Here is a 26349-nt window from a genome sequence, read left to right as displayed (position 1 = left end):
GGCCCATGGTGATCTGGCCGGAGGTGACGGTGTCCAGTCCGGCCAGGCAGTGCATCAGGGTGGATTTGCCCGAGCCGGAGGGGCCCATGATCGCGGTGAACGCGCCGCGGGCGAACTCCAGGTCCACTCCGTCCAGGGCCCGTACCAGCGTGCCACCGGTGCGAAACGTCTTGGTCACCCCACGCGCCACCACCACCGGCGGTGCCTCGGTGCGGGCACGGACCTGGGCCGTACTTTCACTCACTGCTGCTGCTCCTAGCACGATCACGGACGATGTGGAGCGGCCCGCCCCGATGGGATCCGGGCCGCTCCCGACGTCCTCAACGCTAGGTCCGCGCCGGGGCGCCTCCCCTCGGCCGCGAAGCCGATCCGGGCACGGCCGAAGGTGCGTGCCGGCCCGCCCGGAAGGCTTCTTTCGGAGATTCGGGCACCGACTTTCGTCGGTCCCCCGATGGGGCCCATCCCCGCCCCACGCCGCCCGCACCGCCCCCGCGGCCGGCGCCGACGCGCGCCCCGACTTTCGGCGCCCCCCTCCACGGCGGCGCGGGGCCCTGCTCCCGGCCGCCTAGAATCCGGCCCATGACCAGGGGATGCGCCGGAAGCGCGGTACAGCTGTGGGAATGGGGATGGGAGCGGCGCTACCGGATCGCCGACTGGTGCTACGCGGTCTGGTTCCTGCCGTTCGTCGCGGTGATGAACCTGGTCTCCCCCGCGGGGGGTGCCCTGCTCCTGGACATCCTGGACGCGAACCTGCCGGCCCCGGTGGTCGTGTTCCTCCTCCTCCAGACCGGTCTCGTCTTCCCGCTGCTGGTGTCGGCGGCGATCCTGTTCCGCCGCAGCCGCCCGGTGTGGTTGCTCGGCATCGCGGCGGCCGCGCTGTTCCTGTTCTCCAACGTCGTGCCGACCGTCATCGCCATCTACTCCTACGCGGTCTGGTCCACCGACCGGCGCTCCCTCTCCGCCTGGAGCGGCGTGCTCGCCGTGGGGATCGTCTGGGCCTACCACGGGAACGCCAGTGTCCTGACCGTGTCGATCCTGATCATGGCCTTGGTCCTGCCCCTCCTGGTGGGGCTGTGGTTCGGCACCCGCCGCCAGCTCGTCGCCAACCTGCGCGAGCGCGCCGAACGCCTCGAACGCGAACAGCACCTCATGGCGGAGAGCGCCATCATCGCCGAGCGCAGCCGCATCGCGCGGGAGATGCACGACGTCGTCGCGCACCGGGTGAGCCTGATGGTCCTGCACGCCGGCGGGCTGGAGGTCTCGGCGCCCGACGAACGCACCGCCGAGACCGCCGGGCTGATCCGCACCACCGGCCGCGAGGCGCTGGCCGAGCTACGCGAGATCCTCGGCGTGCTGCGCGCCGAGCCCGACGGCGCCCCCATGGCCCCGCAACCGGTCCTCGCCGACCTGCCCCGCCTCATCGCGGACTCGCGGGCCGCCGGGATGACCGTGGAACACCACACCAGCGGCCGGCCGCGGCCCCTGTCGGCGCAGGCCGAACGCACCGCCTACCGCGTCGTCCAGGAGGCGCTGACCAACGCGGGCAAACACGCCCGGGGCGGGGCGGTGACGGTGCGCGTCCACTACGGGGAGGCCGACCTGGAGGTCGTCGTCGCCAACGAGCCGCCCCCGGAGGCCGGCGTCGAACGGCCGCCCTCCGGGGGCTACGGCCTGACCGGGTTGCGCGAACGCGTCGAACTCGCGGGTGGCACGCTGACCGCCGGACCCCGTTTCGACGGGACGTGGCAGGTCCGCGCTATCGTGCCGGTGACGGGGAGCGGCGTGCCGCGGTGACCCCGGACGAGTGGGGGAGGGGACACGTGATCCGGATCGTCGTGGTCGACGACGAGCAACTGGTCCGGTCGGGGCTGCGGATGATCCTGGACTCCGCCGACGACCTGGAGGTCGTCGGCGAGGGCGCCGACGGCGCCGACGCGGTCCGCCTGGCCCGCGACCTGCGCCCCGACGTGGTCCTGCTCGACATCCGGATGCCCGGGGTCGACGGGCTCACCGCCGCCGCCGACCTCGCCGCCCTCCCCACGGCGCCCCGGGTGGTCCTGCTCACCACCTTCGACCTCGACGAGTACGTCCACCGCGCCCTGCGCGCCGGCGCGGTGGGGTTCCTGCTCAAGGACACTCCGCCGCGTGACCTCATCGGCGCGGTGCGCACCGTCCACGAGGGCAACGCGATGCTCGCCCCCAGCGTCACCAAGCGGATGCTGGAACGCTTCGCAACGCCGCCGAGGTCCGGCGCGGTCGAGGCGGCCCGGCGCCTGGAGGTCCTCACCGAACGCGAACGCGCGGTGCTCGTCGCGGTCGCCCAGGGCAGGTCCAACGCCGAGGCCGGACGGGACCTGGGCATGCGCGAGGCCACGGTGAAGGCGCACGTCAGCCGCATCCTGGCGAAACTCGACATGACCAACCGGGTGCAGGCGGCCATCCTCGCCCACGACGCGGGCTGGGTCTGACCCCTTCCGGACACGAGCCCCGCGCGCACGGGACTCGCGCGACGGGCGCGTGAAGTCCGCGTTAAGGCCGGACGGAGTACGGACGCTCCGCAAGGGGCGGGGCTATCGTGGAAGCGGCCCCAAGAGCCGGGGTCCCACGGGGCCGTCACGGGTCCCGACGCTGCAGAAAGGCTGAGCCGTGGCCGTTCGAACACGTGGTGCCGCCGGGCGGACGCCGCAGGCCGACCACGTCACCGATTCCGTGGAGGGCGTGCCGCACGTCACCGGAGCCGACGACCCCGAGGCGACGGTGCCCGGCAGGCTGCTGGCCGTCGCCACCCGCCTGTTCGCCGAGAAGGGATTCGACCGCACCTCCGTTCAGGAGATCGTGAACGCCGCCGAGGTGACCAAGGGGGCGATGTACCACTACTTCGACTCCAAGGACGACCTCCTCGCCGAGATCTACGCCCGCGTGCTGCGGATGCAGATGACCCGGCTGGAGCGCATCAGCTCGGGACCGGGCGACATCGCCGAGCGGGTCCGGGCCGCCGCCGCCGACGTCGTGGTCACCACCATCGCCAACCTCGACGACGCCACCATCTTCTTCCGCTCGCTGCACCAGCTCAGCCACGACAAGCAGCGCGAGGTGCGCGCCGAACGCCGCCGCTACCACGAGCTGTTCCGCTCGCTCGTCCAGCAGGGGCAGGACCAGGGTGTCTTCACCGACCGGGTGCCGGCCGACATCGTCGTGGACTTCTACTTCGGGTCCGTCCACCACCTGAGCACCTGGTACCGGCCGGAGGGGGAGCTGTCCCCGACCCAGGTGGGCGACCACTACGCGCGTCTCCTCCTGGACGCCCTGCGGCCCACGACCTCCGCCTCCTGACGGTCCGGAAGGGGAGCCCCGCCCCGAACCTTCCGGAAGGAGAGTCCCGCCCCGAAGATCCGGTCGTCCGGCAGGCCCGCGGCCCCGGAAGCGGGATCCGTGAGGAGGGAGCGGGAGCCCGTCGCCCGGCGACCTCCCCGCCGCCTCCCGGGGCGACATAGGAGCTTCGGGCATCCGGCCGTGGCCCCGCCGATTCCCTGGGGCGCGCAGGGGAGCAACGGCCGTTCTGAGCCGGACGTCCGGAGAGGCACGGCGCCCTGGCACCGGTATGGCCGGTGGGCCGTCCCTGACCGGTAGCGAACGGAACCACCCGGCGGGATGGGCCGGCCCGGTCGCCGCCGTCCCATCGAGCCCGCCCGGAGACGATGCGAGGCATGGGAGGGCCCCAGTCCGGCCTCGGTTCGGTGGTGATCCGGCAGGAGACGGCCGAGATCCGCCTCAGGGGCGGGCGGTGACATGAGACCGGGAACGGGCCTGCAGGGAACGGTGCATCCGGGGCACCGAAGAAGACCGTTCCCCAACGGATGCGGTCCCACCCCGGTATCCCCCCGGCCTCGAATCGGGACCGGCCGCGCGATGCTGCCCAGCCGATCGGTCAGGTGCCATAGGCGGCCCGTGGCCCCCGATGGTCCGCCGACTTCACACGTTCCATCTCCGTCGTCCTCCTGCACTCCGCCGGTGACACCGGAGGGGCTCACGTGAAAATCGCTTTCACGGCCGAGCCTCCTTCACCAGGACATCGGGTACCCGTGTCAGGGAAACGATTCCGGTCCGGGAATCCGGTCGCGCCCATCAGCTCCCGCTTCGACTCTCGGAGAGGAGGCGGGCAGCGGTCCGCAAGGCTCGGCCGGACTGTTCGGCAGGTATGGCCTGGCTCCCACAGGAAGCGGAAAGCGCGATTTATCGTGACCTGTCCTAATTCGGCCACATGATCCGGGTGTGTCACGTTCTGTGGTTCAGCAGATCAGGTGAGGTGTGAGGGGTGGAGGGAGGGGGGTGTGATGTGAGTCACCTTCGACCGGGTAGTTGAAAAGTCCATTTCCTTCACTATTTTTATTCCGGCTTTAGCGACCGGCGGGTCTGTCCGGTTCCTGTCCCCTACTGCTGGATTGGGCTTTCCTGTGGGTCCACGACGCTTTTCCGCTGCCCTTTTCGCGTCCTTCCTTGTGCTGTGCCTCTCCCCTCCCGTGGCCTCGGCGGACGAGGGGAACCTTCATTCGCCCAGCGAGCGCGCGGCTCTTGAGGAGGCCGCTGAGAAAGGCGAACGGGTCGAGATCGAAGCTCTGCGAGCCGAACGACGTGACGTCTACGCCAACCCCGATGGCACTTTCACCGCTGTCGAGCACATACAGCCGGTGCGTTCCTTCCGGGAAGGCGCGTGGGTCGACGCCGACGCGACTCTCGTGAAACACGAAGACGGTTCCATCTCCCCTGTCGCGGCCACTCTGGGGATGAAGATCTCCAACGGCGGCGTGGAACCCCTGGTCGAGTTGACCCGAGCGGGGAAGCGGCTTGCGATCGGCTGGCCGGAGGAATTGCCGGAGCCCAGGATCGAGGGTACGGAAGCGCTCTATGGTGAGGTCCTGCCGGGAGTGGACCTGATCCTGCGTGCCGATGTCGATGGTGTCTCCCATGTTCTCGTGGTGAAGAACGAGGAGGCTGCGGCCAGCGGGGAACTCGCGGAGCTGCGGCTGCTGCTCGAGACTGATGGGGTCGAGGTGCGGGAGCGCGCGGATGGGGGACTGGACGCGTTGGACACGGGGGCCGGTGGGGCGGTGTTCGAAGCCCCGGTTCCCCTGATGTGGGACTCGGGGCGAGACATCGCAGGTACGCGGGCCAGTGCGCAGAACTCGGATGTGGAAGCCACCCCGAATCTCGCCGAAGGACCTGCGGAGAGCTCCCAGGTGGCGGAACTCGATGTCAGGATCGACGGGGGCGAGCTGGTGATCACACCGGATCCTGCTCTGTTGTCATCACCCGACACGGTGTTCCCGCTCTACATCGATCCGGTCTGGAAGACGTCGACAGCATCGGCGTGGGCCATGGTGTCCAGTGGGTACGGGGGGCAAGAGTACTGGAAGTTCTCAGGGAAAAGCGATGAGGGAGTCGGCCGCTGCCCTCAACTGGCCGGCGACCCATACTCATGCGTCAATTCGGGCACCAAAAGGCTTTTCTATCGGGTTCCGACCAGTTCCTATCAGGGGAAACAGATCCTGGGGGCGGAATTCGCGGTCACCCTTCGACACGCCTACAATACGACCCCCCGTGCGGTTCAGCTGCATCGGACCGGTGGAATCAGCACCTCGACTTCTTGGGATAATCAGCCCTCCTGGAGCCAGCTCCTTGATACGGAGAGCCCGGACAACCCTGCCTCCTCCTGTACCCGGACGAACCAGAACGTGCGTTTCGACGCGAGCGCCGCGGTCGAACAGGCGGTGTCGGGCAACTGGTCATCCGTCACCTTCGGTCTGCGATCGGCCAACGAGAACGACTACACGCACTGGAAGAGATTCTGTGGAAACGGCCATCTCGAGGTGCACTACAACACCGCTCCTGGGATTCCCAGGCAGGCGGACCTCCAGTTGGAACCGGGAGGCGCGTGTGTGTACGGGGCGAGCCGACCCTACGTGGACAACCCTCCCCGCGTGTCAGCCTACCTTCGCGATCCCGACCATTCTTCGTCCAATGTCGAGAGCGTTCGCGCCCAGTTCCGAGTCTTCTGGAATGACGCGAGCGGTGTTGAGCAACGCCGGGAGTTCACCACATCATACAAAGGGGCGAACTCGCGTTTCTATTACCAGATTCCCAGTGATATTCCACAGAACGTCACGATCGGATGGATCGTGCGGGCCCATGACGGGAACTCCTGGAGCGACTGGAGTTGGGCTGGCGGGCAGAATCGCTGTGAATTCGTCTATGACGCGACCAGTCCGGACGAGCCGATCGTCGAATCGGGGGACTACCCCGATGACGACCAGTGGCATACCGGCGTCGGATCTTATGGGCATTTCTCCATAGGATCCTCCTCGCCGGACGTCGTCTCCTACCGGTACGGGGTCAACGAGCATCCTTCCGCAGGGAACACCCTTGAGCCCGCGCGTCCTGGAGCAAAGGTCTCACTCGAGTTCGTTCCTTTGGAGGAGGGTCCCCACAGTCTCTATGTGGAGGCTGTGGACGCCGCGGGTCGTGTAAGTTCTCGCGCCAATCACCTTTTTCTTGTCGGCCCAGGCACTCCCGCCTCTCCGCATTGGCCACTCGACGATCCTCAGGGCTCTGCAGTGGCGGCGGATGTCTCCGGCGACGCAGACGAGGGGGACTGGACCTATCCGGCGTCGGCTGGACCAGGTGTCACGTTCGGAACGACTGGGCCGGTGAAGAGAGGTGCCTCCGCCGCGCTCTTCGATGGAACTCCCGACGCCTATCTGCAACCTGAGGCGGGCTATCTGGGTGATTCCTCATGGAGTTTCGCCCTGGCGGGGTGGGCGCGTATCGACGATACCGGGCGGGATCAGACTGTCATCAGCCAGGACAGCAATGGAATCGTCGATTTCTCCCTGGGATACTCCGCTGCTCATCGTGGATGGAGCATGACTTTCCCCGATTACCAGGGCGGTGGAGAGGCCACGGTGGTGGCACCGGAAAGCGTGGTGCCCGGGACATGGACGCATCTTGTCGCCGTCAACGATGGTGGCCAGGGACAGGTGACGCTCTACGTCAATGGCGAAGAGGTGACCGATGGGGTTTTTCTCGAACAGGCGACTGAGGAAACCCCTGTCTTCCTTCAGGAGGAGCAAAGGGCCGGGAGCATGAGCCTGCGGACCTATGCCCGGATCGGGCGGACGCTGGAAGGGGAAGAGGCGACGAATCATTTCAAGGGAGCCCTCTCCGACCTGAGGTTCTTCGAACGCATCGTCACCTCGGAGGAGGTCGAGGTCCTGTATTCCCTTCCAGCTCAGCGTGTCGCTTACTGGCCTCTCAACGATGCCCAGAACGGCACCAGTCCGGAGGCCGCTGAAGGCGAACCGGTCTCACTCGCCGGTGACGCCGGCATCTTCGTCGGTGATCCCTTCTCGGGGGAGTCGGCTCTTGTGGGTGATGGGCATCTGCTACTGGACGGAGCCGGTGACCATGCCGCGACCGTAGCCGCGGCCGCCGACACGACGGGTAGTTTCACCGTGAGCGTCCGGGCCCGTCTGGCGAGCGCGGCCCCCGGGCGATCGATGTCGGTGCTGTCGCAGGCGGGGGAGTCCGAGAGCGCGTTCGATCTCCGTTACTCCGTGGAGAAGGATCGCTGGGAGGCGGTTTTCTCGCACACCGATAGTGCGGGAACCATGACAACCGATGTCGTCAATGATTCGGTGTCGCCGAGTTCGGAACAGCGGGGCGATCACCTCGCGCTCGTCTATGACGCTTTCTCTCGGGAGATCCGTCTTTATGTGAACGGGCAGTTGACTCAGAGCTCGGTTTCCCCCCATTCGCATACATGGTCCGCGGGAGGCCCTTTCGTCATCGGGCGATCGTTGGAGGGCTCCTCATGGGGAGGAGATTTCTCTGGTTCCATCGATGACGTCCGTGTTTATTCGGGCGCTGCTGATGTGACTTTCGTCCAGCGTCTCGCCTCCTTGCAAGAGCAGCCGGATCTTTAGAAGGCCAGGGGAAGGTGTTCACGCGCCTTCCCCTGGCTGCTTCTGTCGTTCTTTATATTCATCGATTTCTCTTCTCGTCTCTTGTGGGGAATTTTCGTGCCTGCTTTCTGGCGTTCTTGGATATATGCCCGTCGCGCTCCTTTAGCCGTTATCGCGTCGATGATGGCTGTAGTCATGGTGGTGACCCTCGTCCACGCGCTCCCCCTGGGGCCGGACTGGTCTGACGATTCGGCTCCATCGGTCCAGGACCTTGGTGAGCCGGTGGTCGGCAGGGAGGGAAGCGTCATTCCGCGGGCGGAGGGCGCGCAAGAACAGGCGGAGGTCGATGAGGCGGAGGACTACTCCTGGCCCGAAGGTGAGCGGAAGACCGTTCCCGTAGATACGGGAGAGACGCCTCCAGTCGTCGTCGGGGGACTGCCCGTCAAGGTGGACGTGGAATCCCCGGAGAGCGTTTCCGAGGTCCAGGTCGAGGTCCTGGATAGGAGCGCAGCCGAGGAAGCCGGGGTGAAGGGAGTCCTGTTCCGTGTCGCCGCTCCCGCTGGCCGGGAAGACGAGGAAGAGGTTCAGCTCACCCTTGACTATTCCGGATTCGCTAACGCCTATGGGGGGAGTTATGGCCAGAGGCTGAGGGTCTCCGAGTTCCCCGCCTGCGTTCTGGTGTCCCCTGAGGACGCCGGATGCTCCTCGGGACGGCCGCTCGAAACGCTCAACGACCCCGACAGCGAGACCGTGACGGCCGCTATCGTTCCCTCGCGTCCCGCGGGAAGGTCCGCTTCGGGAATCCGGCCAGGATCCGTCGCGCCGGCGAATCCGGCGGGTGAGGCTTCTGGCGTGGTGTACGCGCTGGAAGCCGACCCCTTCTCCTGGCAGGGCGACTACACCGTGACCGAGCTGGCTCCTTCCTCGAAATGGGATGTCTCCCTGGCGTCGGGTGCCTTCAGCTGGTCCTATCCGCTGTCCACCCCGCCTGTTCCCGGGGAGCTCCAGCCGCAGATCTCCCTGGGGTACTCCTCGCAGGCGGTGGACGGCCGTACCGGCACGACGAACAACCAGGGCTCATGGATAGGCGAAGGGTTCGGCTATGAGCCGGGCTACGTCACGCGTAACTACAGATCGTGCTCGGAGGACGGACACGACGACGTCATCGATCAGTGCTGGGCCACTGACAACGCCACCGTTGTCCTGGGGGGACGCTCCAACGAGCTGATCAAGGACGACAGCAGCGGGCAGTGGAAGATGCGCTCCGAGGACGGTTCGAAGATCGAGCGCCTCACTGGAGCGAACAATGGGGACGATAACGGAGAGTATTGGAGGATCACCACTCCGGACGGTACGAAGTACACCTTCGGAGTGAACCGTCTTCCCGGCTGGTCCACGGGCGACGAGGTCACGAACTCGACGTGGACGGTCCCCGTCTTCGGCGATGACTCTGGAGAACCCTGCCACGGCTCGGACTTCGCGGATTCGTGGTGCGACCAGGCGTGGAGATGGAACCTCGATCAGGTCGAGGACTCCAATGGCAACGTCATGTCCTACTTCTACGGGAAGGAGACCAACCACTACGCTCGCGAGGCCGATACCGAGCGTGACGGTACCGCCTACGTGCGGGGCGGGTACCTCGAACGGATCGACTACGGTCAGCGCGCGGGGAAGACGTACGACGGTAACGCGCCGGCGAGGGTCGTCTTCGATGTCAAGGAACGCTGCATCCCAGGCGACGATTTCGACTGCGCTGAGGAGAAGCTGGACGAGGACACGGCGAACCACTGGCCTGATGTCCCATACGACCTCAACTGCGACGCCGGCAGTGAGTGCGTCCGATCCCAGAGTTCCCCGTCCTTTTGGACGAGAAAACGTCTGGACCAGGTGCGTACGCAGATCAGCGATGGTTCCGGGTACACGACTGTGGATTCCTGGAGACTGAAGCACATCTTCACGGACAACGGTGACGGGTCCTCCACGCTCTGGCTGTCCGAGATCACCCGTACCGGCCACGTCGGGGGAGAGAAGTCCCTTCCACCCGTCCGTCTGGAGGGCATCCAGATGCCCAACCGGGTCGACAGACCCGATGACGCGATCTCTCCCCTGGTGCGCTTCCGCCTCTCCACGGTCTACACCGAGACCGGAGGGCAGATCAGCGTCAACTACTCGGACGAGGACTGCGCCCACGACGACCTTCCCCGGGAAGGGGAGAGCACGGTCCGCTGCTATCCGGTCAAGTGGAACCCTCCCGGGGGGGAGGACCCGGTGACCGACTGGTTCCACAAGTACGTGGTGGATGAGGTCATCCTCACCGATCGCACGGGCGGAGCGGAGGAACAGCACACCAGGTACGAGTACGTCGGCGACGCCGCGTGGCGCCGTGACGAACCCGACGGCATCACGGACGAGGAGTACCTGACCTGGGGACAGTGGCGGGGCTACCAGCATGTACGCGTACGTACTGGTAACGGGCAGCACACGGTCACCCGCACCGATCACACCTTCCTACGGGGGATGCACGGAGACGAGAAACCCGGTGGCGGGGAACGGTCGATCCAGGTCAAGGCCTCGACAGGAGAGAGCTTCACCGACCACGACGAACTCGCGGGCTTCCAGCTGGAGCAGATCACCTACAACGGTGACCAGCAGATCGGCAAGACGATCACCACCCCCTGGCGTCACCGCACCGCCACCCAGACCGAGGACTGGGGGAGCAGGCACGCCGGCTTCGTCAACACACTCGTTCAACGGGAACTGACCGCCCTGGAGACGGGAGGGTGGCGGGAGAGCCGTCTCCGCACCACCTACGACGAGGAGATCGGCAGAGCGGTACAGGTCGACGAACAGGGGGATGTCGGGGTATCCGGGGACGAGCGCTGCATACGCACGACCTACGCCGATAACAGCGCCCGGCATATGCTCAGCTATCCCTCCAGGGTGGAGAAGGTGGCGGTGGGCTGCTCGGAGCGGACCGACCGGTCGAGCCAGGTCATCACGGATGAGCGGATGCTCTACGACGGCGGAGGTTTCGGGGAAGCGCCCACCGCGGGAGAGGTGACCGAGAAGCAGAGAATCCTCGAGCACGATGGCTCCAAGGCGACTTACCAGACCGTCGAGAAAAGCTCCTACGACGACTACGGCCGGGTCACCTCGCTGGTCGACGCCCAAGGCAACAGGATCGAGTCCTACGAGCGGAGCGATACGCACGGGCTCAACACGAAGACGATCCTCACCAACGCGCTCGGACATCCACTTACGATCACCGTCGACCCGCACAGGGGTGCTCACCTGTGGGAGACGGACGCCAACGGCCGGCGTATCGAGGCGTCCTATGACCCGCTCGGGCGTATGGTCGCGGTCTGGCAACCCGACCGGGACAGGGCGCGGGGAGAATCTCCCAGTACCAAGTTCGACTACCTGTTCCGCGCGGACGCGCCCACGGTGGTTTCGAGCTCTCTGCTGCGTAATGACGGCGGGTACGACACCTCCCACCAGATCTACGACTCGTTTCTGAGGATCAGGCAGACCCAGGCCCCTGGACCCGACGGCGGACGAATCGTCACCGACACGTTCTACAACGGGATCGGGCAGAAGGCCAAGGAGAACCACCCTTACTACGCGACGGGGCTGCCGGGGACCGAACTCCTCGTTGTCCGCGACGGGGATGTCAACGGTCAATTCGTTTACGAATATGACGGAGCCGGGCGAGAGACCACGGTCATCCAGAAGGTCTCCGGTGAAGAGAAATGGCGATCCCAGACCATTTATGAAGGGGACCGTACCCATAATATTCCGCCGGACGGGGCCACGCCCACTACGGTGATCACCGACGCCCGGGGGCAGGAGACCGAGCGGCGCGAGTATCACGGAGACGCTCTTGAGAGCGGATACGACTCCACGGTCTACAGCTATACCCCCAGCGGTGAAGTGGCCTCCGTCGTCACCGAGTCCGGAGCGACCTGGACCTACGAGTATGACCAGCGAGGCAGGAAGACGTCGCAGACCACCCCGGACAGCGGGACGACGACCTTCGTCTATGACGACCTGGATCGTCTCGTGTCGGCGACCGACGCGCGGGGAGTGACCCTCTCCTACGGATATGACGTGGCCGGACGGAAGACGGCGGTGTTGGAGGGGGGTCCGGACTCCCAGAAGAAACTCGCCTCTTGGCAATACGACACCCGGCTCAAGGGCCAGCTGTTCATGGAGACCCGTCACCACAACGGCAGGGAGTACCGGACGGCGATCACCGATCGCGACGAGATGTACCGGCCTCTCGTCATGGTGATAGGCATCCCGGAGGGTCACGGGGGGCTGAGCGGCAACTACACGTTCACCAGCGCCTACAACATCGACGGCACCCCGCAGTCCACCGGTATGCCGGCGGGGGGCGGTCTTCCCGCGGAGGTGCTCGTCCAGGAGTACGACGATCTGCGCAGGCCGATCACCCTGACCGGTGAAACGCCCTATGTCACACGTACCGAGTACGCCCAGACCGGTGAGGTCCTCCAGTATGAGCTGACGACCGGGGAGGGACCGTCCTCCTGGCTGACCTACGAGTACGAGAAGGGGGTGGACCGTCTCCTGCGCTCCAGGGTCGACCGGCAGGGAACGGAGCCCCTGATAGACGCCCGCTACGACTACGACGACGCGGGAAACGTCCTGGCGGTCTCGGACACGGTCGCCGCCTCCGCCGAGACGCAGTGCTTCACCTATGACTATCTGAGACGTCTGGTCCAGGCATGGAGCGTCGGGACACAGGACTCGCAAGGATGCGTGGAGAGTCCTTCCCGGAATGCGGTCGGAGGGCCGGAGCCTTACTGGCACAGCTACTCATATGACTCCTCGGGGAACCGGACCAAGGAGATCGTCCATCAGGTCGAAGGGGAAACGGGCCTCCAGGATGTCGTAAGGGACTACACCTACCCCTCCCCCTCTGAAGGGAAGCCGCACACCCTCCAACAGGTCATCGAGAGCGGCCCTGGAGGAGAGCGCCTCTACAGCTACGAGTACGACGCCTCGGGGAACACCACGGAGCGGGTACACGTCGGTGAGAGACAGACCCTGGAATGGGGAGCGGAGGGCGCGCTCACGTCCGTGAGCACAGGAACGGGCGATGTCTCGTTCATCTACTCCGTGGACGGGAGCCGTCTGCTTCGCCAGGACCCCGAGGGGGCCACGCTCTACCTGCCGGGAATGGAACTGCGCCTCGAAGGCGGGATCATCTCGGGGAGCAGGTACTACCAGCACAATGGAGCGACGGTCGCTGTGCGGACTCCGGAAGGAGTCTCCTTCTTCGGTGCGGATCGCCACGGCACCGCGGAAGTGGCGATGGAGGCGAATTCCCCGGAGGCCGCCAGGCGTAGATTCACCCCTTTCGGAGAGCGGCGCGGCGAGCCGGGAGAATGGCCTGATGATAAGGGGTTCCTGGGGAAGACCGTCGATGAGATCACGGGCCTGACCCATCTCGGGGCACGAGAGTACGACAGTGTGACAGGAAGGTTCATGACCGCTGATCCGGTCCTGGACTTCCGTCAACCGCAACAGCTCAACGGATACGCGTATGCTCTGAACAACCCGATGACATGGAGCGATCCGTCGGGGCTCTATGTGCCGGGAGGCGTCCATCCCTGCCTGGCGGGAGGAAATTGCGGTAAGGCGCGTCCTGGATACAAGTACCCGGCCCCTCCGGGCAATCACGCTCCTAAAGGCGGCGGCGGTGGCGGTGGTTCCTCGGGCGGCGGTGGTTCCTCGGGCGGGGGATGGAGCGGCGGAGGAGGCTACAGCGGTTATGCCTCCATCGTCTACAACAACTGGAAGAGCCGATACGGAAGCCTGAACCAGAGCCCCTATCAGGCGGGGCAGGCCCTGGCGCAGATCCATTACGCCGAGCTGCTTCTCACTCCCGAGGAGCGGCTGGAGATGATCGCCGCCTATGAACAGGGGCTTGTCGAATCCGGAATGGTGGATGTCGAGTCCGAGGAGTTCAAAAAGGGATATGAATTCTATCTGCTGATGCAGGATGTGGGGCCTGGAGGGGGCGGCGTCGGAATCGCCTCCGCCAGAGGGGGCGCTAGGCTGAAGTTCCCTCAAGGATGCAGAAACAGTTTCGTTCCCCGGACCGAGGTGGTGATGGCGGATGGAAGCTCCAAGGCCATAGAGGACATAGAGCCCGGGGATCGGGTTCTCGCCACCGACCCGCAGACCGGTGAGCAGAAGGCCAAGACCGTGGTCGCCACGATCGTCGGTTCGGGGACGAAGGACCTGGTCGAGATCACGGTCGACGTCACCACCGAGCGCGAAGCCGGCGACCGGCCGGGGCCGGGTGCGGGGGGCCTGCACGGCGGTGGTGGACTGCCGGGTCCGGCCCCGGGCGGGGAGCTGATCGTCTCCACCGCCGGCCACCCCTTCTGGGTCCCCGAACTCGGCCGCTGGATCGACGCCGCGGACCTGGCCCCTGGCATGTGGATCCAGACCGATGAGGGCACCCTCGTCCTCATCACCGACGTGGCCTACAGCGAGGAACCGGCCACGGTCCACAACCTCACCGTCCAGGACATCCACACGTACTATGTACTGGCGGGGGCTACACCGGTCCTCGTTCACAATGCAACGCCAGGTCAGAAGTGCGATCTGACGCTGGGTGCTGGTCCGAATGCCCGCGAGGGAGTAGCCCTGGAGAACGGTGACATTGAAGCCGATGGCGTTCGAGATCTGATCAATGAATCCGGAAATGCGCACGGCTGTCACACTTGCGATGCCACGACGCCCGGCACCAAGTACGGAGACTGGATTCCAGATCACCAGCCGCCGTCTAGTCTCGTCGCTCCCGGGTCTCCCCAGACGGCGTATCCGCACTGCTGGTCCTGCGCTAGAAGACAGGCTGGAGTCGTCTCACAACTGTCACAGGCAAGGAGCAAGAAGGAATGGTAGCTAGTAGCCCCTCGGTTGCATTCCTCGCAAAAATCGAGCACGGATGCCTGATCTTGCAGGATGCAGGAAGTGACGATGACGTCAGCGACTGGGATCCGACGTCTAGCAGCTGGTATCGAGAGGGTGGTTCGCTCATCTTCAGCGTTCAGGCCGGTGTCGATGGTCCGGTCGAATGTGAGGTGTGGAAGTCAGCTCCCCTTACGGTGCTTCCTGCGAAACTGTTCGAGGCGTCGCTGCCATGTTCGTCCGGATGGCTCGTATTGCGTGATGCGAACGATTATGTCCGGATGCAATTTTTGGGGTTCCGTGACTCCGTGATCTGCTCGGTAATGGTGGATGATCCACAATTTCCGTCAAAGGTTCAGATCTTGCTGAGCGCAGAAGGTAAATAGCTTCCTAGTGCCTGCAGGAACGGGCGAGGTTCTATTCGGGGATCTCACCAGTTTCCCGCATGCGGCGTGAGGGCGTCGTTCCACTGGGGGGATGTCGACCTTCCCGCGTAATTCCGAACTGCAAAGTTGAAGCCCCGTCAGGTGCGGCTTGGCGGGGCTTCTGCATGGGGTGACGGCAGTAGTTGACGGCAACGTCAGCGGACGGTGGCTCCGCCAGCGGCGGGTCATCGCCGTCGTCGCGGGTCGACTCGTCGTTGGCAGGCCCGTCCAGGGCGGTGCTGAGGGTGTCGGTGGCGTCTCGTTGGAGGCGGAGGCGTACGTGGGCGTGGACGGTGGCGGTGACGCCGATGTGGGCGTGGCCTGTGGGGTCGGACCGGTGCGGGCGCTCTCGTCCGTATCGCCGAGGTGGCCTACAGCGAGGAACCGGCCACGGTCCACAACCTCACCGTCCAGGACATCCACACGTACTATGTGCTGGCGGGGCAGACCCCGGTACTCGTTCACAACAGCAACTGCTCGATCGATGTTGATTTCGCATCGCAGTCGGGGGCCAAGATCGCCCCTTCGGATAAGCGCGGCGAGTACAGCATGGCCGGGCGGGCGCTCCAGAAGCACGCAGGGCGCAACGGGAACCCGAATGGATGGCCAACGCCGTCCGGGAGGCAGAACCCCGGCGCGTGGAACGCAACTGGCCAGGACATGCTGGACGAGATCCTTACTCATCCGGGCGCGGTGGAAACGCGCGGGCGAGGGCGAATTGGAGGGCAGTGGCAAGACGTCATCGACATTCGCCTACCGAACGGCCTGGGGGCGCGCTTCACTCCAGGTGGAAGCTTCTCCGGGTTCCTGGACTGAGTGGAGGAGACCAAGATGCGCACAGTGAAGTTCGGTGAGTCGGAGATCGAAGTGATCGACTTCGAAGATGCTGTCGCTGGGGAACGGGTGATCGAGTTCCGCTATCGCGACGACCCTAAGGGGGCTTCCTTTGCCGCGATCGTCGTTCCGGACGATGAGGGCTGGTCGTCAGCGGTATTGAGCATTGATCCGCAGGCGGGCGATGTCTCTGCTCCGCTGATGGCGGACCTCATGGAAGTTGCTCGCAGCCTGATCGAAGCAAGGTAACTTCAGCAAATATGAAGCCCCGTCAGGTGTGTCCTGGCGGGGCTTTTGCATGGGGTGACGGTAGTAGTCGAGGGCAACGTCAGCGGACGGTGGCTCCGCACAGTGGCGGGTCGTTGTCGTCGTCGCGGGTTGGCTCGTGCCCGGCAGGCCCGTCGAGCGCGGTGCTGAGGGTGTCGGTGGCGTCGCGTTGGAGGCGGAGTCGTATGTGGGCGTGGACGGTGGCGGTGACGCCGATGTGGGTGTGGCCGAGGAGTTCCTTGATGACGACGGGTTCGTCGCCCTGCTTCATGAGCAGGGCGACGATCGAGTGCCGGAGTCCATGGAAGCGGACGCGACCGAGGCCGGAGTCCTGGAGGGGCATGGTGCGGGCGGGGAAGGTCGGCCGGGCGATCGGCCCGCTCTGCGCGGAGATGAACGTGTGTCCGCTGCGCCGCCGCTCATGGTGGTGCTTCGGGGGGCCTTTTCCACCTTGGGTCCGAGCCGGCCGGATCGGGGCTGAGGGCGTTCTGGACAAGGCCGGTGATGCGGGCGGCCGGGTAACGGAGTGTGTGAGGGACCTGCTGAAGCGTGGGGGCGACCATGGCCGGCTCGCCGAGGACCGGGAGCCTCATGTCAGACCGGTTGAACGACCGTTCTCCTATCTCCTACGGGCCCCTTCCCTCACCGGTCTCGTGAGAGGACCAGCGCCCGGACCGTGTCTCCGACGCTGTGGTGGCCTTGTCCACCCGGCAGCCGATGGTTTCTCGGCCTGGAGAGGCTCCGGCCGGGGCTCCCGGTCTCAGCGTCGCGGGTTGACGGCTCGGAAGTAGAGGAATCTGGGGCGGGTCGTCAGCAGGGTGTACCAGTGCGGGTCGGCCTGCGCGCACTCCGGCAACGGCATGGGTTCGACCAACTGGTCGACGTCGAAGCCGGCCCGGCGTAGCGCGCTGAACGCGCTGCTGAGAGGGCGCCGGTAGAAATGGACCTCGCGCGGGCCGCTGGGCAGTGGCCATTCGTCGGTGACCATCTCGGTGCGGAAGTAGTCGGGCCGGTCGAACCAGTGCCAGTCCTCGCCGGGGTGGTGGACGGACATGACGAGCGCGCCGCCCGGTCGCAGCACCCGCCGCAGCTCCCGCAGGGGCGGTACCCAGTCCTCCAGGTAGTGCAGCACCAGCGAGGCGGTGACGAGGTCGAAGGAGCCGTCGGGGAGGAAGTCGAGCGGTTCGGCCAGGTCGGCGCGGTGGAACTCCGCCCGGCCGCCGGCGACGCGGGCGCAGCGTTCGCGGGCCAGCCGCACCATCACCGGGCTGACGTCGATCCCGGTCACCTCGGCCCCGCGCTCGACGAGCCGCGCCGACAGGTGGCCGGCCGCGCAGCCGACGTCCAGCACCCGCCGGCCCGCCACGTCACCCGCCAGCGCGAGGATCGCCGGCCGGTCGTAGTAGGCGTTGGCCGGGCTCGACGCCGTGTGCTCGGCGTACTCCGCGCCGAGTTCGTCGTACTGTTCCGCCGCCACGCTCGTCTCCTTACACTCTCGGCCGCGGCGCCATCACCCCGGCGGCGGTGCCAGGCTATTTCCCCGTCTTTCCTGCCGCGTCAGCCGGAATCCGCGCGGGCACGTTGGTGCGGCCGGCGCGCCGGCCCGCGCCGTCCCTTCCCCAGTGGTCCCCGGCTCCGCCCTCATGGGGACGGTCCGTGGGCCGGGGATGGGGGCTGCGCGTGGAGCCAGGGGCGGTGCGCGGGGCTCGCGCCGTCCGTTCCGCCGGCGCTCCCCGGCCGCTCGGGACGGTGGTGGTCGAAGGCGGCCCACAGGCCCGCAGGGCGAGGGCGCGCTCCGGGAGTCCCGCCCAGCCCTCTGTCCCGGCCATGGCCCGTCCGATGCCACGCCCAGGGGCGGGGGTTGGGGGCAACGTCCCGTTATGGGCCGTCCGTGGTACACAGGCCGTTCCACCCCGGAAGCACGGGAGGGGCGTCGCCGGCGGGAACCGGGGCGGAGGGAACGCGCGGAGGGCGGCACATGGAACACCTGATCGGAATCGTCAGCCTGGCCGTCGGCCTCCTGACGGCGGCCGGGGTTCTGTTGGCCGTCGCGAGGTCGGCCGCCAAGGGGGAGCTGGAGCGCAACCCCATGGTCGGGATCAGGACGCGGACCACGCTCTCCTCCGACGCCGCCTGGCGGGCCGGGCACCGGGCCGCGGCCCCCTGGCTGACCAGGGCCGCCCAGACGGCCCTGGTCGCGGGGATCGTCAGCGGGGTCATCGCCGTCGTCCAGGCGGTGACGGGCGCCGGCGGCGCGGCCGTCCTCGCCGTGCCGGGCGCCGGCTGGATCCTCTTCCTCCTCCTGGTGGTCGTCGCGGTACGCAGGGCCGACACCGCGGGCAGGGCGGCGACGGAGGGGGCATGACCGCCCCGGCGGCCGAGGGCACGCCGGCACCAGGCCGGCCGCGCCGTGGGCGCGACCGTGGTGCGCCTCCCTCCAGAGGGCTGTTCCCCGATCCGCGGGAAAGGGAGACGGGGCGTGGAGACCTTCCCCCGCCGCGTGGTCCGGGGACGCCGCCCGCGCCGCTGTGACGCGGCGCCGCCGGGCGGGTAGGGAGCCGTGGCTCCCGGTCGCCCCTGGGAGACGCCCGGGGCACGCCCCGCGCCCCCGACGGCCGGTCTTCCCGTGTTCCGTCAGGGGGCGGGGCGAAAGCGTGTGACGCCCCCTCCGCGCCCCGGCCCGGGCGCGAAGGGGACGTCCGGTCGCGGGGCCGCCGGGGCGTTCGGGTGGCGCCCCGGCGGGCCGGAGCGCCACGGAGCGGCCACGGGTCCCGGCGAGGATCAGGCCGGACGGGCGGTCTCGCGGTGGGCGCGGCGGCGCACCAGCAGCCACACCGACAGCAGGGCGATGGCGGCCAGCACCATCAGGTACCCCGAGACGGCCAGCGAGGTGCCGAAGGCGTCGAGCAGCAGCACCATGGCGAAGGGCGCGAACCCGCCGCCCACCACGGAGCTGATCTGGTAGCCGAGCGAGGCCCCGGTGAAGCGCACCTCCGGTTCGAACAGCTCGGCGAACAGGGCCGCCTGCGGCGCGTACATGATGCTCAGGAAGATCCCGCAGCCGAGCATGCCCGCGGCCATGATCCAGATGTTGGCGGTGTCCACCAGCAGGAACAGCGGGATCGCCCACACCAGCAGTCCGGCGATCCCGAAGGCGTAGACCCTGACCCGGCCGATCCGGTCCGATATCGACGCCGCCCACGGCATCAGCGGCAGCTGCACCAGGCTGAGCCCGAGGGCGACCAGGAGCACCGCGTTGCGGGCCATCCCGAGTTCCCGGGTGGCATAGTCGAGAATCCCGGTCACCAAAATGTAGAAAGCGGCGTGGTTCACAGCGAAAGAACCCCCGGCCAGCAGCACGGTGACCTTGTGGGAGCGCAGCACGTCGCGGAGCGGGGAACGCCGTCCGCCCGTCGCGGCGGCGGCCCGGAACTCGGGGGTCTCCTCGACGTGGCGGTGGATGAGCCAGGCCAGCACCAGGACGAACACGCCGAGCAGGAACGGGATCCGCCAGCCCCAGACGACGAACGCCTCGGGGCTGACCAGGAAGCTGACCGCGAAGTACACGGCGTAGGCGGCGACCAGGCCGATCGGCACGCCCATCTGCACCAGGCTGCCGTACAGGCCGCGCTTGCCGGGCGGGGCGTACTCGGTGGCCAGCAGGGTCGCCCCGCCCCACTGCATGCCCACGGCGACGCCCTGCACCAGGCGCAGCACGACGAGGATGATCGGGGCGAGCACCCCGACGGTGGCGAAGGAGGGCAGCAGCCCGATCAGGGTCGTGGCCAGGCCCATGCCGATCAGGGCCCACACCAGGGTGGGTTTGCGGCCGTACTTGTCGCCGAGGTGCCCGCCGAGGATGCCGCCGATCGGGCGGGCCAGGAAGCCCACGGCGAAGGTGGCGAAGGAGGCGAGGACGCCGGCCACGGGGCTGAAGGCGGGGAAGAACAGGGAGCCGAAGACCAGGGCGGCGGCGACGCCGAAGACGAAGTACTCGTACCACTCGACCGTGGCGGTCGCGGCGGCGGCGCCGGCGACGATGCGGCGGGTCCGCACGTCGACGGGGATCGCGGGCGGATCGGTCGGGGACTGGGGGGAGGGGGATGCGCTCATGGGGCCTTCCCGATGGAGGGGAGATCAGGAAACGGACGGGTGTGTCCCGCGTCACTTCGAGCTATGGAGAAAGATTGAAACCGACCGGATGGTATGTCAATGGTCATCTTTGCTTTTTCGCTGAATTTCTCTGGGGTATATTGCGCTACGGCCGAACGTCGATACCGGACGGTCGGTCGCGGTGACCGTACGGACTCCGCCGGGCCGCGGGCGCAACCGCGCGTCGGGCGGTCAGGCAGGAGAAGTGATGGCTGTGACGAACCCGCCGGGACTCGACCTCGCGCGCCTTCGGGAGTACCTCGACGCCCAACGGCCGGGACTGGTCGACGGCGAGCTGTCCGGAAACGTCATCGCCGGTGGACGCTCCAACCTCACCTACGCGATCACCGACGGCCGGCGCCGTTGGGTGGTGCGCCGCCCGCCCCTGGGGCACGTGCTCCCCACAGCCCATGACATGGCCCGCGAGTACCGGGTGATCTCGGCCCTGGCCGGCACCTCCGTCCCCGTCCCGGGGACCGTGCTGCTGTGCGAGGACCCCGAGGTGATCGGCGCGCGCTTCTACGTCATGGAGTTCGTCGAGGGCACGCCCTACCGCAGCAGCGAGGAGCTGCGCGCGCTCGGCCCCGAACGCACCCGCGCCGTGGTGCTGTCGCTGATCGACACCCTGGTGGACCTGCACGCGGTGGACCCCGCCGAGGTCGGTCTCGCCGACTTCGGCCGCCCCGAGGGGTTCCTGGAACGTCAACTGCGGCGGTGGAGCAAGCAGCTCGCGGCCTCGCGCAGCCGGGAGCTGCCGGGCATCGACGAGCTCCACGACCGGCTCGCCGCCGCGCTGCCGACCTCGCCGCGACCGACGATCGTGCACGGCGACTACCGGCTGGACAACGTGCTGGTCGACGGCGGCGACCGCATCAGCGCGGTGCTCGACTGGGAGATGTCCACGCTCGGCGACCCGCTCACTGATCTCGCGCTCATCGTCGCCTACAGCGGGCGCGAGCTGCCCCCCGACACCGGGGTCAGCACGGTCCGCGACGCGCCGGGCCACCCCACCACCGACGAGCTCGTCGCCCGCTACGCCGAGCGTTCCGGCCGGGACGTCTCGGCGCTGGGCTGGTACGTCGGCTTCGCGTTCTTCAAGCTCGCGGTGATCCTGGAGGGGATCCACTACCGCTTCAGCCAGGGGCAGACCGTGGGCGAGCACTTCGACCGGATCGGCGCGGCCGTCCCGGTCCTCGTCGAGGGGGGACTGGAGCGTATGGCCAGGGTCTGAGGAGCGGGCGGACGGGGCGGAAAATGTCCTTTTTCTTCCCGTCTGCCCGTCCCCTCGGTTGGGAGTACCGGCCGGTAGCTGGATACCCTGCTGTCCGTTCTTCACTAAGTCGTCGACAGCACGGCAGCGTTTCTTCCGGAGGTGCCCTTCACATGTCCCGCTCGGTTCTGGTCACTGGCGGCAGCCGGGGGATCGGCTTGGCCATCGCCCGAGAACTCCAGCAGGCCGGTGACGCCGTCGCCGTGACCTACCGGTCGGGTGAACCACCCGAGGGCTTCCTCGGCGTCCAGTGCGACATCACCGACTACGCCCAGGTCGACGCGGCCTTCAAGACGGTCGAGGAAGAGCAGGGGCCGGTCGAGGTGCTCGTCGCCAACGCCGGTGTCAACAAGGACCAGCTGCTCGCGTTGATGAGCGAGGAGGACTTCACCTCCGTCCTCGACACCAACCTCACCGGGTCGTTCCGCGTCGCCAAGCGCGCGGTGCGCGGCATGATGCGCAAGCGCACCGGACGGATCGTCCTCATCTCCTCGGTCGTGGGTCTGCTCGGCTCCGGCGGCCAGGCCAACTACGCCGCCTCCAAGGCGGGCCTGGTGGGGTTCGCCCGCTCCCTCGCGCGCGAGCTGGGCTCCCGCAACATCACGGTCAACGTCGTGGCCCCCGGTTTCGTCGAGACCGACATGACCGCGGCGCTGTCCGAGGAGCGTCAGGCCGAGATCAAGAAGAACGTCCCCCTGGGCCGCTACGGGTCGGCCGAGGAGATCGCCAAGACGGTGCGCTTCCTCTCCGGACCCGACGCCGCCTACATCACCGGCGCCGTCATCCCCGTCGACGGCGGCCTGGGGATGGGCCACTAGCCTCCGCTCGCTCCGGCGCACCACGGACGGGGCGCCGGACTCCAACGATTTCGAGAACAGGACACGACGACTTCATGGGAATCCTTGAGGGTAAGCGCATCCTCGTCACCGGTGTGATCACCGACAGCTCCATCGCCTTCCACGTGGCCCGGCTCTGCCAGGAGCAGGGCGCCACCGTGGTGCTCACCGGTTACGGCCGGCTCAGCCTGGTCGAGCGCATCGCCAAGCGCCTGCCGGGCGAGCCGCCGGTGCTGGAGCTCGACGTCACCGACGAGGGCCACCTGGACAGCCTCGCCGACCGCATCCGCGAGCACGTCGACGGCATCGACGGCGTCGTCCACTCGATCGGGTTCACCCCGCAGGAGGCGCTGGGCGGCAACTTCCTCAACACCAAGTGGGAGGACGTCGCCACCGCGCTGCACACCTCGGCCTACTCGCTGAAGTCCCTCACCATGGCGGTGCTGCCGTTGATGAAGGACGGCGGGTCGGTCGTCGCCATGGACTTCGACGCCACCGTCGCCTACCCCGTCTACGACTGGATGGGCGTCGCCAAGGCCGGCCTGGAGTCCACCGCCCGCTACCTCGCCCGCTACCTGGGCGAACAGCAGGTCCGGGTGAACCTGGTCTCGGCCGGTCCGCTCAGCACCATGGCGGCCCGCAGCATTCCCGGGTTCAGTGACCTCGCCGAGTCCTGGCCGCAGCGCGCCCCGCTGGGCTGGGACGTCTCCAACCCCGAGCCCGCGGCCCGCGCCGTCGTGGCGCTGCTGTCGGACTGGTTCCCGGCGACCACCGGCGAACTCGTGCACGTCGACGGCGGCTTCCACGCCATGGGGGCGTAGGCTGTCCCGCATCACGCGCGCCGCGGGCGCCCATCCCCGGGATGGGCGCCCGCGGCGCGGACAGGATCGGCGACGTAGGGGGAGCGCAGGGGAATGGACCTGGAACTCGACGGTGCGAGGGTGGTCGTCACCGGGGCGAGCCGCGGCATCGGCAGGGCGATCGCCGGGGTGTTCGCCGGGGAGGGAGCGGACCTGGCGATCTGCGCCCGCTCCGCGGAACCGCTGGAACAGGCGGCCGAGGAGCTGCGCGGAACCGGCCGGACCGTCATCGCCGAGGCGCTCGACGTCGCCGATCCCGCCGCGCTGAGGGGGTTCGTCGACCGCGCCGCCACCGGCCTGGGCGGGATCGACGTGCTGGTCTCCAACGTGTCGGCCGGCAGCAGCGCGACCCCCGACCAGTGGGAGCGCAACGTCGCCACCGACCTCATGCCGTTCGTGCGGATGTGCGAGTACGCCGAGCCCTACCTGGCCGCGTCGTCGCGGGGCGGCTCGATCGTGCTCATCTCCACGACCTCGGCGCTGCACACCGGCCCGCCCTCCGGCCCCAAGGCCTACGGGCCGGTCAAGGCCGCGCTGAACCACTACGCCGCCTCGCTGGCCCGTACCCTGCCGGCCAAGGGCATCCGCGTCAACACCGTCTCGCCGGGGCCGATCGAGTTCGAGGGCGGCGGCTGGGCGCGGCGGAGGACCGACGCCCCGGACTTCTACGAGTCGATCCGCTCGGCCATCCCCATGGGGCGTCTGGGCCGGCCCGAGGAGGTCGCCCGCGCGGTGGCGTTCCTGGCCAGCCCGGCGGCCTCCTTCATCACCGGCGCCAACCTGGTCGTGGACGGCGGCTTCGTCGACCGGATCTGACGGCTCGGCCCCGCCGGCCGCCGTCCCGGGGGACGGCGGCCGGCGGGGCGCCGGTCACCCCTCGCGCAGGACGGCCGTCAGCCGGGTGTGCCGTTGGACCCGCGCCACCTCGCGCACCGCCTCGCCGAGCGCCGGTCCGGCCGCCTGCACGATCGACACGTGCCGGCTCGCCCGGGTCAGCGCGGTGTAGACCTGGGGGCGTGAGGCCCGCGTGTCGGGCGGGTAGACCGCGATCACCGCCGGCCACTCGTTCCCGTGCGCCGCCGCGACCGGGATCGCCCAGCCCGGGCGCAGGTGGGACGCCTCGGTCACCGTCACCGCGCGCCCGCCGGGAAGCTCCACGCCGGCGCCCTCGCCGCTCACCTCGCGCAGCACGCCCACCTCGCCGGGACCGTAGCCGGGGCCGTGGCCGGCGAGCAGCACGCGGTCGCCGGGGTCCAGCCCCCGATGCGCGCCGGGGCCGGGGTTCAGCCGCGCCTTGCACACCGTGTTGAGCGCGTCAGCGCCGGCCTCGCCGCCGCGCGTCGGGGTGAGGATCTGGACGTCGTGCGCCGCGATGCCCAACGCCCGGGGGATCGAGTCGGTGAGCAGCTGCACCGTCCGGTGGACGGCCTCACCGGCCGAGGCCGCGGGGACGACGACGACCTCGTGGCCGGGCGCCGCGACCTCTGCCAGCTCCCCTTCGGCGACCAGGCCGGCCAGTTCGGCGACGGGGTCCCCGCCGGGGTCGGCGGGCAGGGGCGCCACCGCGGCCGTCCGCGAGGCGACCAGGTCGGCCACGACCTGTCCGGCGCCGGCCGAGGGCGCTTCGGAGAGGTCGGCCACCAGGACCAGGTGGGTGCCGTCGGCGCAGGCGGCGACGAGCGCGGCGGCCGCCTCGACGTCCAGCGCCATCGCGCCGGTGACGACGACCAGCCCGGCCTCGATCGGCCGTTGCGCGTCGCGTCCCCGCTCGTCGGGGCCACGGGTCTCCAGCAGCTCCGGCACCGAGGCGACCTCGACGCCGGCGTCGCCCAGCCGGGCGCGCAGCGCCGCGGCGGCCGAGGCGGTGGGGGCGGCCACGGCGAAGCCGACCTCGCTGTCGGTGCCGATCGCGGCGGCGCAGGCCACCACGGTGGCGATCGCGGACCGCGCCCCCGCGCCGTGGGGCAGCACGCACACGCCGCGCAACGCGACGGTGACCAGCGCCGCCGTCACCTCGGCGGGGACGTCGAGGCCGAGCCGCAGGGCGGTCGCCTCGACCGTCTCGGCGGCGGTCGCGGAGTCCATGATCGGTTCGCTGGTGCCCATCAGCCGGGTCAGTCCCGCGCCCAGGCGCTGCTCGGCCGCGCCGAGGCCGGCCAGGGCGAGGTGGTGCTCGGGGTCGGGCAGCTCCGGCACCTCGTCGTCCTCGAAGTCGTCGTCGCCCTCGGGGAGCACCTCGAAGTCCGCGACGTCGCCGCTCTCCAGCGCCGCCTGCACCGCGGGCCCGGTCGAGCGCACCCCCAGAGCGCGCAGCGCGCCCTCCAGGCGCGGCCGGTGGAGCGCGGTGTGCCCCTCGCGCGCGGCCCGGCGCAGGAGGTGACGGACCAGGGCCCGGCCCCGGCGCGGGTCGTCGGGGGAGGCCGCCTCGCCCAGCGCGCGGCGCGCGCAGTAGTCGGCCTGCTCAGGGGTCACCGAGGCGACGTCGAGCAGCCGCCAGGGATCGGCGGACAGGGCCTGGTCGGCGCCGGGACCGAGCGCGGCCACCAGTGGTCCGGCGAGCCGCTCGGGCGCGCCCACGGCGGCCAGCGCGGTCCGGGCCCGGTCGAGGGGGCCGGCGCCGCCCGGCCCGGCCGCGCCGGAGGGGGACGGAGACGATGACGGGTCGGCCACGGAAAGCGCACCTCTCCTCGGGAAACGGACTGGGTGGGCGCCGGACGGACGCCCGTCCGGTGAGCTTAGCGAGCCTGGGGAGGGGCGGGACGCCGCCCGCCGCCGGGGCGCCCGCGCGTCGGGTGGGGGCCCTGC

Annotated in this window: 18 protein-coding genes; 13 read left to right on the top strand and 5 right to left on the bottom strand. The window is 68.6% G+C overall.

Annotation, left to right across the window (positions count from 1 at the left end; all coding sequences use genetic code 11):
* Nucleotides 1–244, bottom strand: a 244-nt coding sequence (locus tag ACYVHU_RS22490; RefSeq protein ID WP_498949443.1) for an ATP-binding cassette domain-containing protein, incomplete at its 3' end; no start/stop codon positions are given.
* Between the two features lie 335 nt (nucleotides 245–579).
* Here ACYVHU_RS22490 and ACYVHU_RS22485 point away from each other — a divergent pair.
* From ACYVHU_RS22485 to ACYVHU_RS22450, 8 genes are all read left to right on the top strand, one after another.
* The gene (locus tag ACYVHU_RS22485; RefSeq protein WP_078763812.1) at nucleotides 580–1794 is read left to right on the top strand and encodes a sensor histidine kinase; all 1215 of its coding nucleotides are present in this window, start codon (nucleotides 580–582) and stop codon (nucleotides 1792–1794) included.
* A gap of 26 nt (nucleotides 1795–1820) precedes the next feature.
* Nucleotides 1821–2468, top strand: a complete 648-nt coding sequence (locus tag ACYVHU_RS22480; protein WP_078763811.1) for a response regulator — start codon at nucleotides 1821–1823, stop codon at nucleotides 2466–2468.
* A gap of 241 nt (nucleotides 2469–2709) precedes the next feature.
* Nucleotides 2710–3333 carry a TetR/AcrR family transcriptional regulator gene (locus ACYVHU_RS22475; RefSeq protein WP_078763810.1) on the top strand — a complete coding sequence of 208 codons (624 nt, stop codon included), beginning with the start codon at nucleotides 2710–2712 and terminating at the stop codon, nucleotides 3331–3333.
* A 1187-nt stretch (nucleotides 3334–4520) separates the two neighbouring features.
* Complete coding sequence (locus tag ACYVHU_RS22470) at nucleotides 4521–7979, top strand: LamG-like jellyroll fold domain-containing protein (RefSeq protein WP_498949442.1); 3459 nt, start codon at nucleotides 4521–4523, stop codon at nucleotides 7977–7979.
* Between the two features lie 174 nt (nucleotides 7980–8153).
* Entirely contained in the window at nucleotides 8154–14894 is a 6741-nt protein-coding gene (locus ACYVHU_RS22465) for a polymorphic toxin-type HINT domain-containing protein (protein WP_498949441.1), read from the top strand.
* Entirely contained in the window at nucleotides 14888–15286 is a 399-nt protein-coding gene (locus ACYVHU_RS22460) for a hypothetical protein (protein WP_498949440.1), read from the top strand. Before ACYVHU_RS22465 ends, ACYVHU_RS22460 begins: the two co-directional genes overlap by 7 nt.
* A 405-nt stretch (nucleotides 15287–15691) precedes the next feature.
* The gene (locus ACYVHU_RS22455) at nucleotides 15692–16141 is read left to right on the top strand and encodes a tRNase toxin domain-containing protein (RefSeq protein WP_498949439.1); all 450 of its coding nucleotides are present in this window, start codon (nucleotides 15692–15694) and stop codon (nucleotides 16139–16141) included.
* Nucleotides 16142–16156: 15 nt separating this feature from the next.
* A complete protein-coding gene (locus ACYVHU_RS22450) occupies nucleotides 16157–16408 on the top strand; it encodes a hypothetical protein (RefSeq protein WP_458419293.1) in 252 nt (83 codons plus the stop codon).
* 79 nt (nucleotides 16409–16487) lie between these two features.
* On the opposite strand, the gene ACYVHU_RS22445 is transcribed toward ACYVHU_RS22450, so the two are convergent.
* Nucleotides 16488–16922 carry a tyrosine-type recombinase/integrase gene (locus tag ACYVHU_RS22445; RefSeq protein ID WP_498949438.1) on the bottom strand — a complete coding sequence of 145 codons (435 nt, stop codon included), beginning with the start codon at nucleotides 16920–16922 and terminating at the stop codon, nucleotides 16488–16490.
* 264 nt (nucleotides 16923–17186) lie between these two features.
* Nucleotides 17187–17903: a class I SAM-dependent methyltransferase gene (locus ACYVHU_RS22440; RefSeq protein ID WP_498949437.1), complete on the bottom strand. Its 717-nt coding sequence runs from the start codon at nucleotides 17901–17903 to the stop codon at nucleotides 17187–17189.
* 501 nt (nucleotides 17904–18404) lie between these two features.
* On the opposite strand from ACYVHU_RS22440, the gene ACYVHU_RS22435 reads away from it, so the two are divergent.
* A complete protein-coding gene (locus ACYVHU_RS22435) occupies nucleotides 18405–18791 on the top strand; it encodes an SdpI family protein (RefSeq protein ID WP_078763807.1) in 387 nt (128 codons plus the stop codon).
* 416 nt (nucleotides 18792–19207) lie between these two features.
* Here ACYVHU_RS22435 and ACYVHU_RS22430 read toward each other — a convergent pair whose 3' ends face one another.
* On the bottom strand, nucleotides 19208–20539 hold the full coding sequence (locus tag ACYVHU_RS22430) for an MFS transporter (RefSeq protein WP_078763806.1): 1332 nt from the start codon (nucleotides 20537–20539) through the stop codon (nucleotides 19208–19210).
* Nucleotides 20540–20786: 247 nt separating this feature from the next.
* Here ACYVHU_RS22430 and ACYVHU_RS22425 point away from each other — a divergent pair, with 247 nt between their 5' ends.
* From ACYVHU_RS22425 to ACYVHU_RS22410, 4 genes are all read left to right on the top strand, one after another.
* Nucleotides 20787–21809 carry a phosphotransferase family protein gene (locus tag ACYVHU_RS22425; RefSeq protein ID WP_498949436.1) on the top strand — a complete coding sequence of 341 codons (1023 nt, stop codon included), beginning with the start codon at nucleotides 20787–20789 and terminating at the stop codon, nucleotides 21807–21809.
* 152 nt (nucleotides 21810–21961) lie between these two features.
* Nucleotides 21962–22666, top strand: a complete 705-nt coding sequence (locus ACYVHU_RS22420; RefSeq protein WP_432939962.1) for a beta-ketoacyl-ACP reductase — start codon at nucleotides 21962–21964, stop codon at nucleotides 22664–22666.
* Nucleotides 22667–22740: 74 nt separating this feature from the next.
* Nucleotides 22741–23505, top strand: coding sequence for an enoyl-ACP reductase FabI (fabI, locus tag ACYVHU_RS22415; RefSeq protein WP_078763803.1), 765 nt, complete (start codon nucleotides 22741–22743; stop codon nucleotides 23503–23505).
* 93 nt (nucleotides 23506–23598) lie between these two features.
* Nucleotides 23599–24360 (top strand): SDR family NAD(P)-dependent oxidoreductase, encoded by a 762-nt coding sequence (locus ACYVHU_RS22410; protein WP_078763802.1) that lies wholly within the window; start codon nucleotides 23599–23601, stop codon nucleotides 24358–24360.
* 54 nt (nucleotides 24361–24414) lie between these two features.
* Here the strand turns inward: ACYVHU_RS22410 and ACYVHU_RS22405 are convergent, their stop codons facing one another.
* Nucleotides 24415–26214, bottom strand: a complete 1800-nt coding sequence (locus ACYVHU_RS22405) for a helix-hairpin-helix domain-containing protein (protein WP_078763801.1) — start codon at nucleotides 26212–26214, stop codon at nucleotides 24415–24417.
* Nucleotides 26215–26349 lie beyond the last annotated feature (135 nt).

The sequence above is a fragment of the Marinactinospora endophytica genome, from assembly GCF_054780875.1.
Note: the sequence above shows the minus strand (reverse complement) of the source record. Positions and strands in the feature narration are given on the sequence as shown.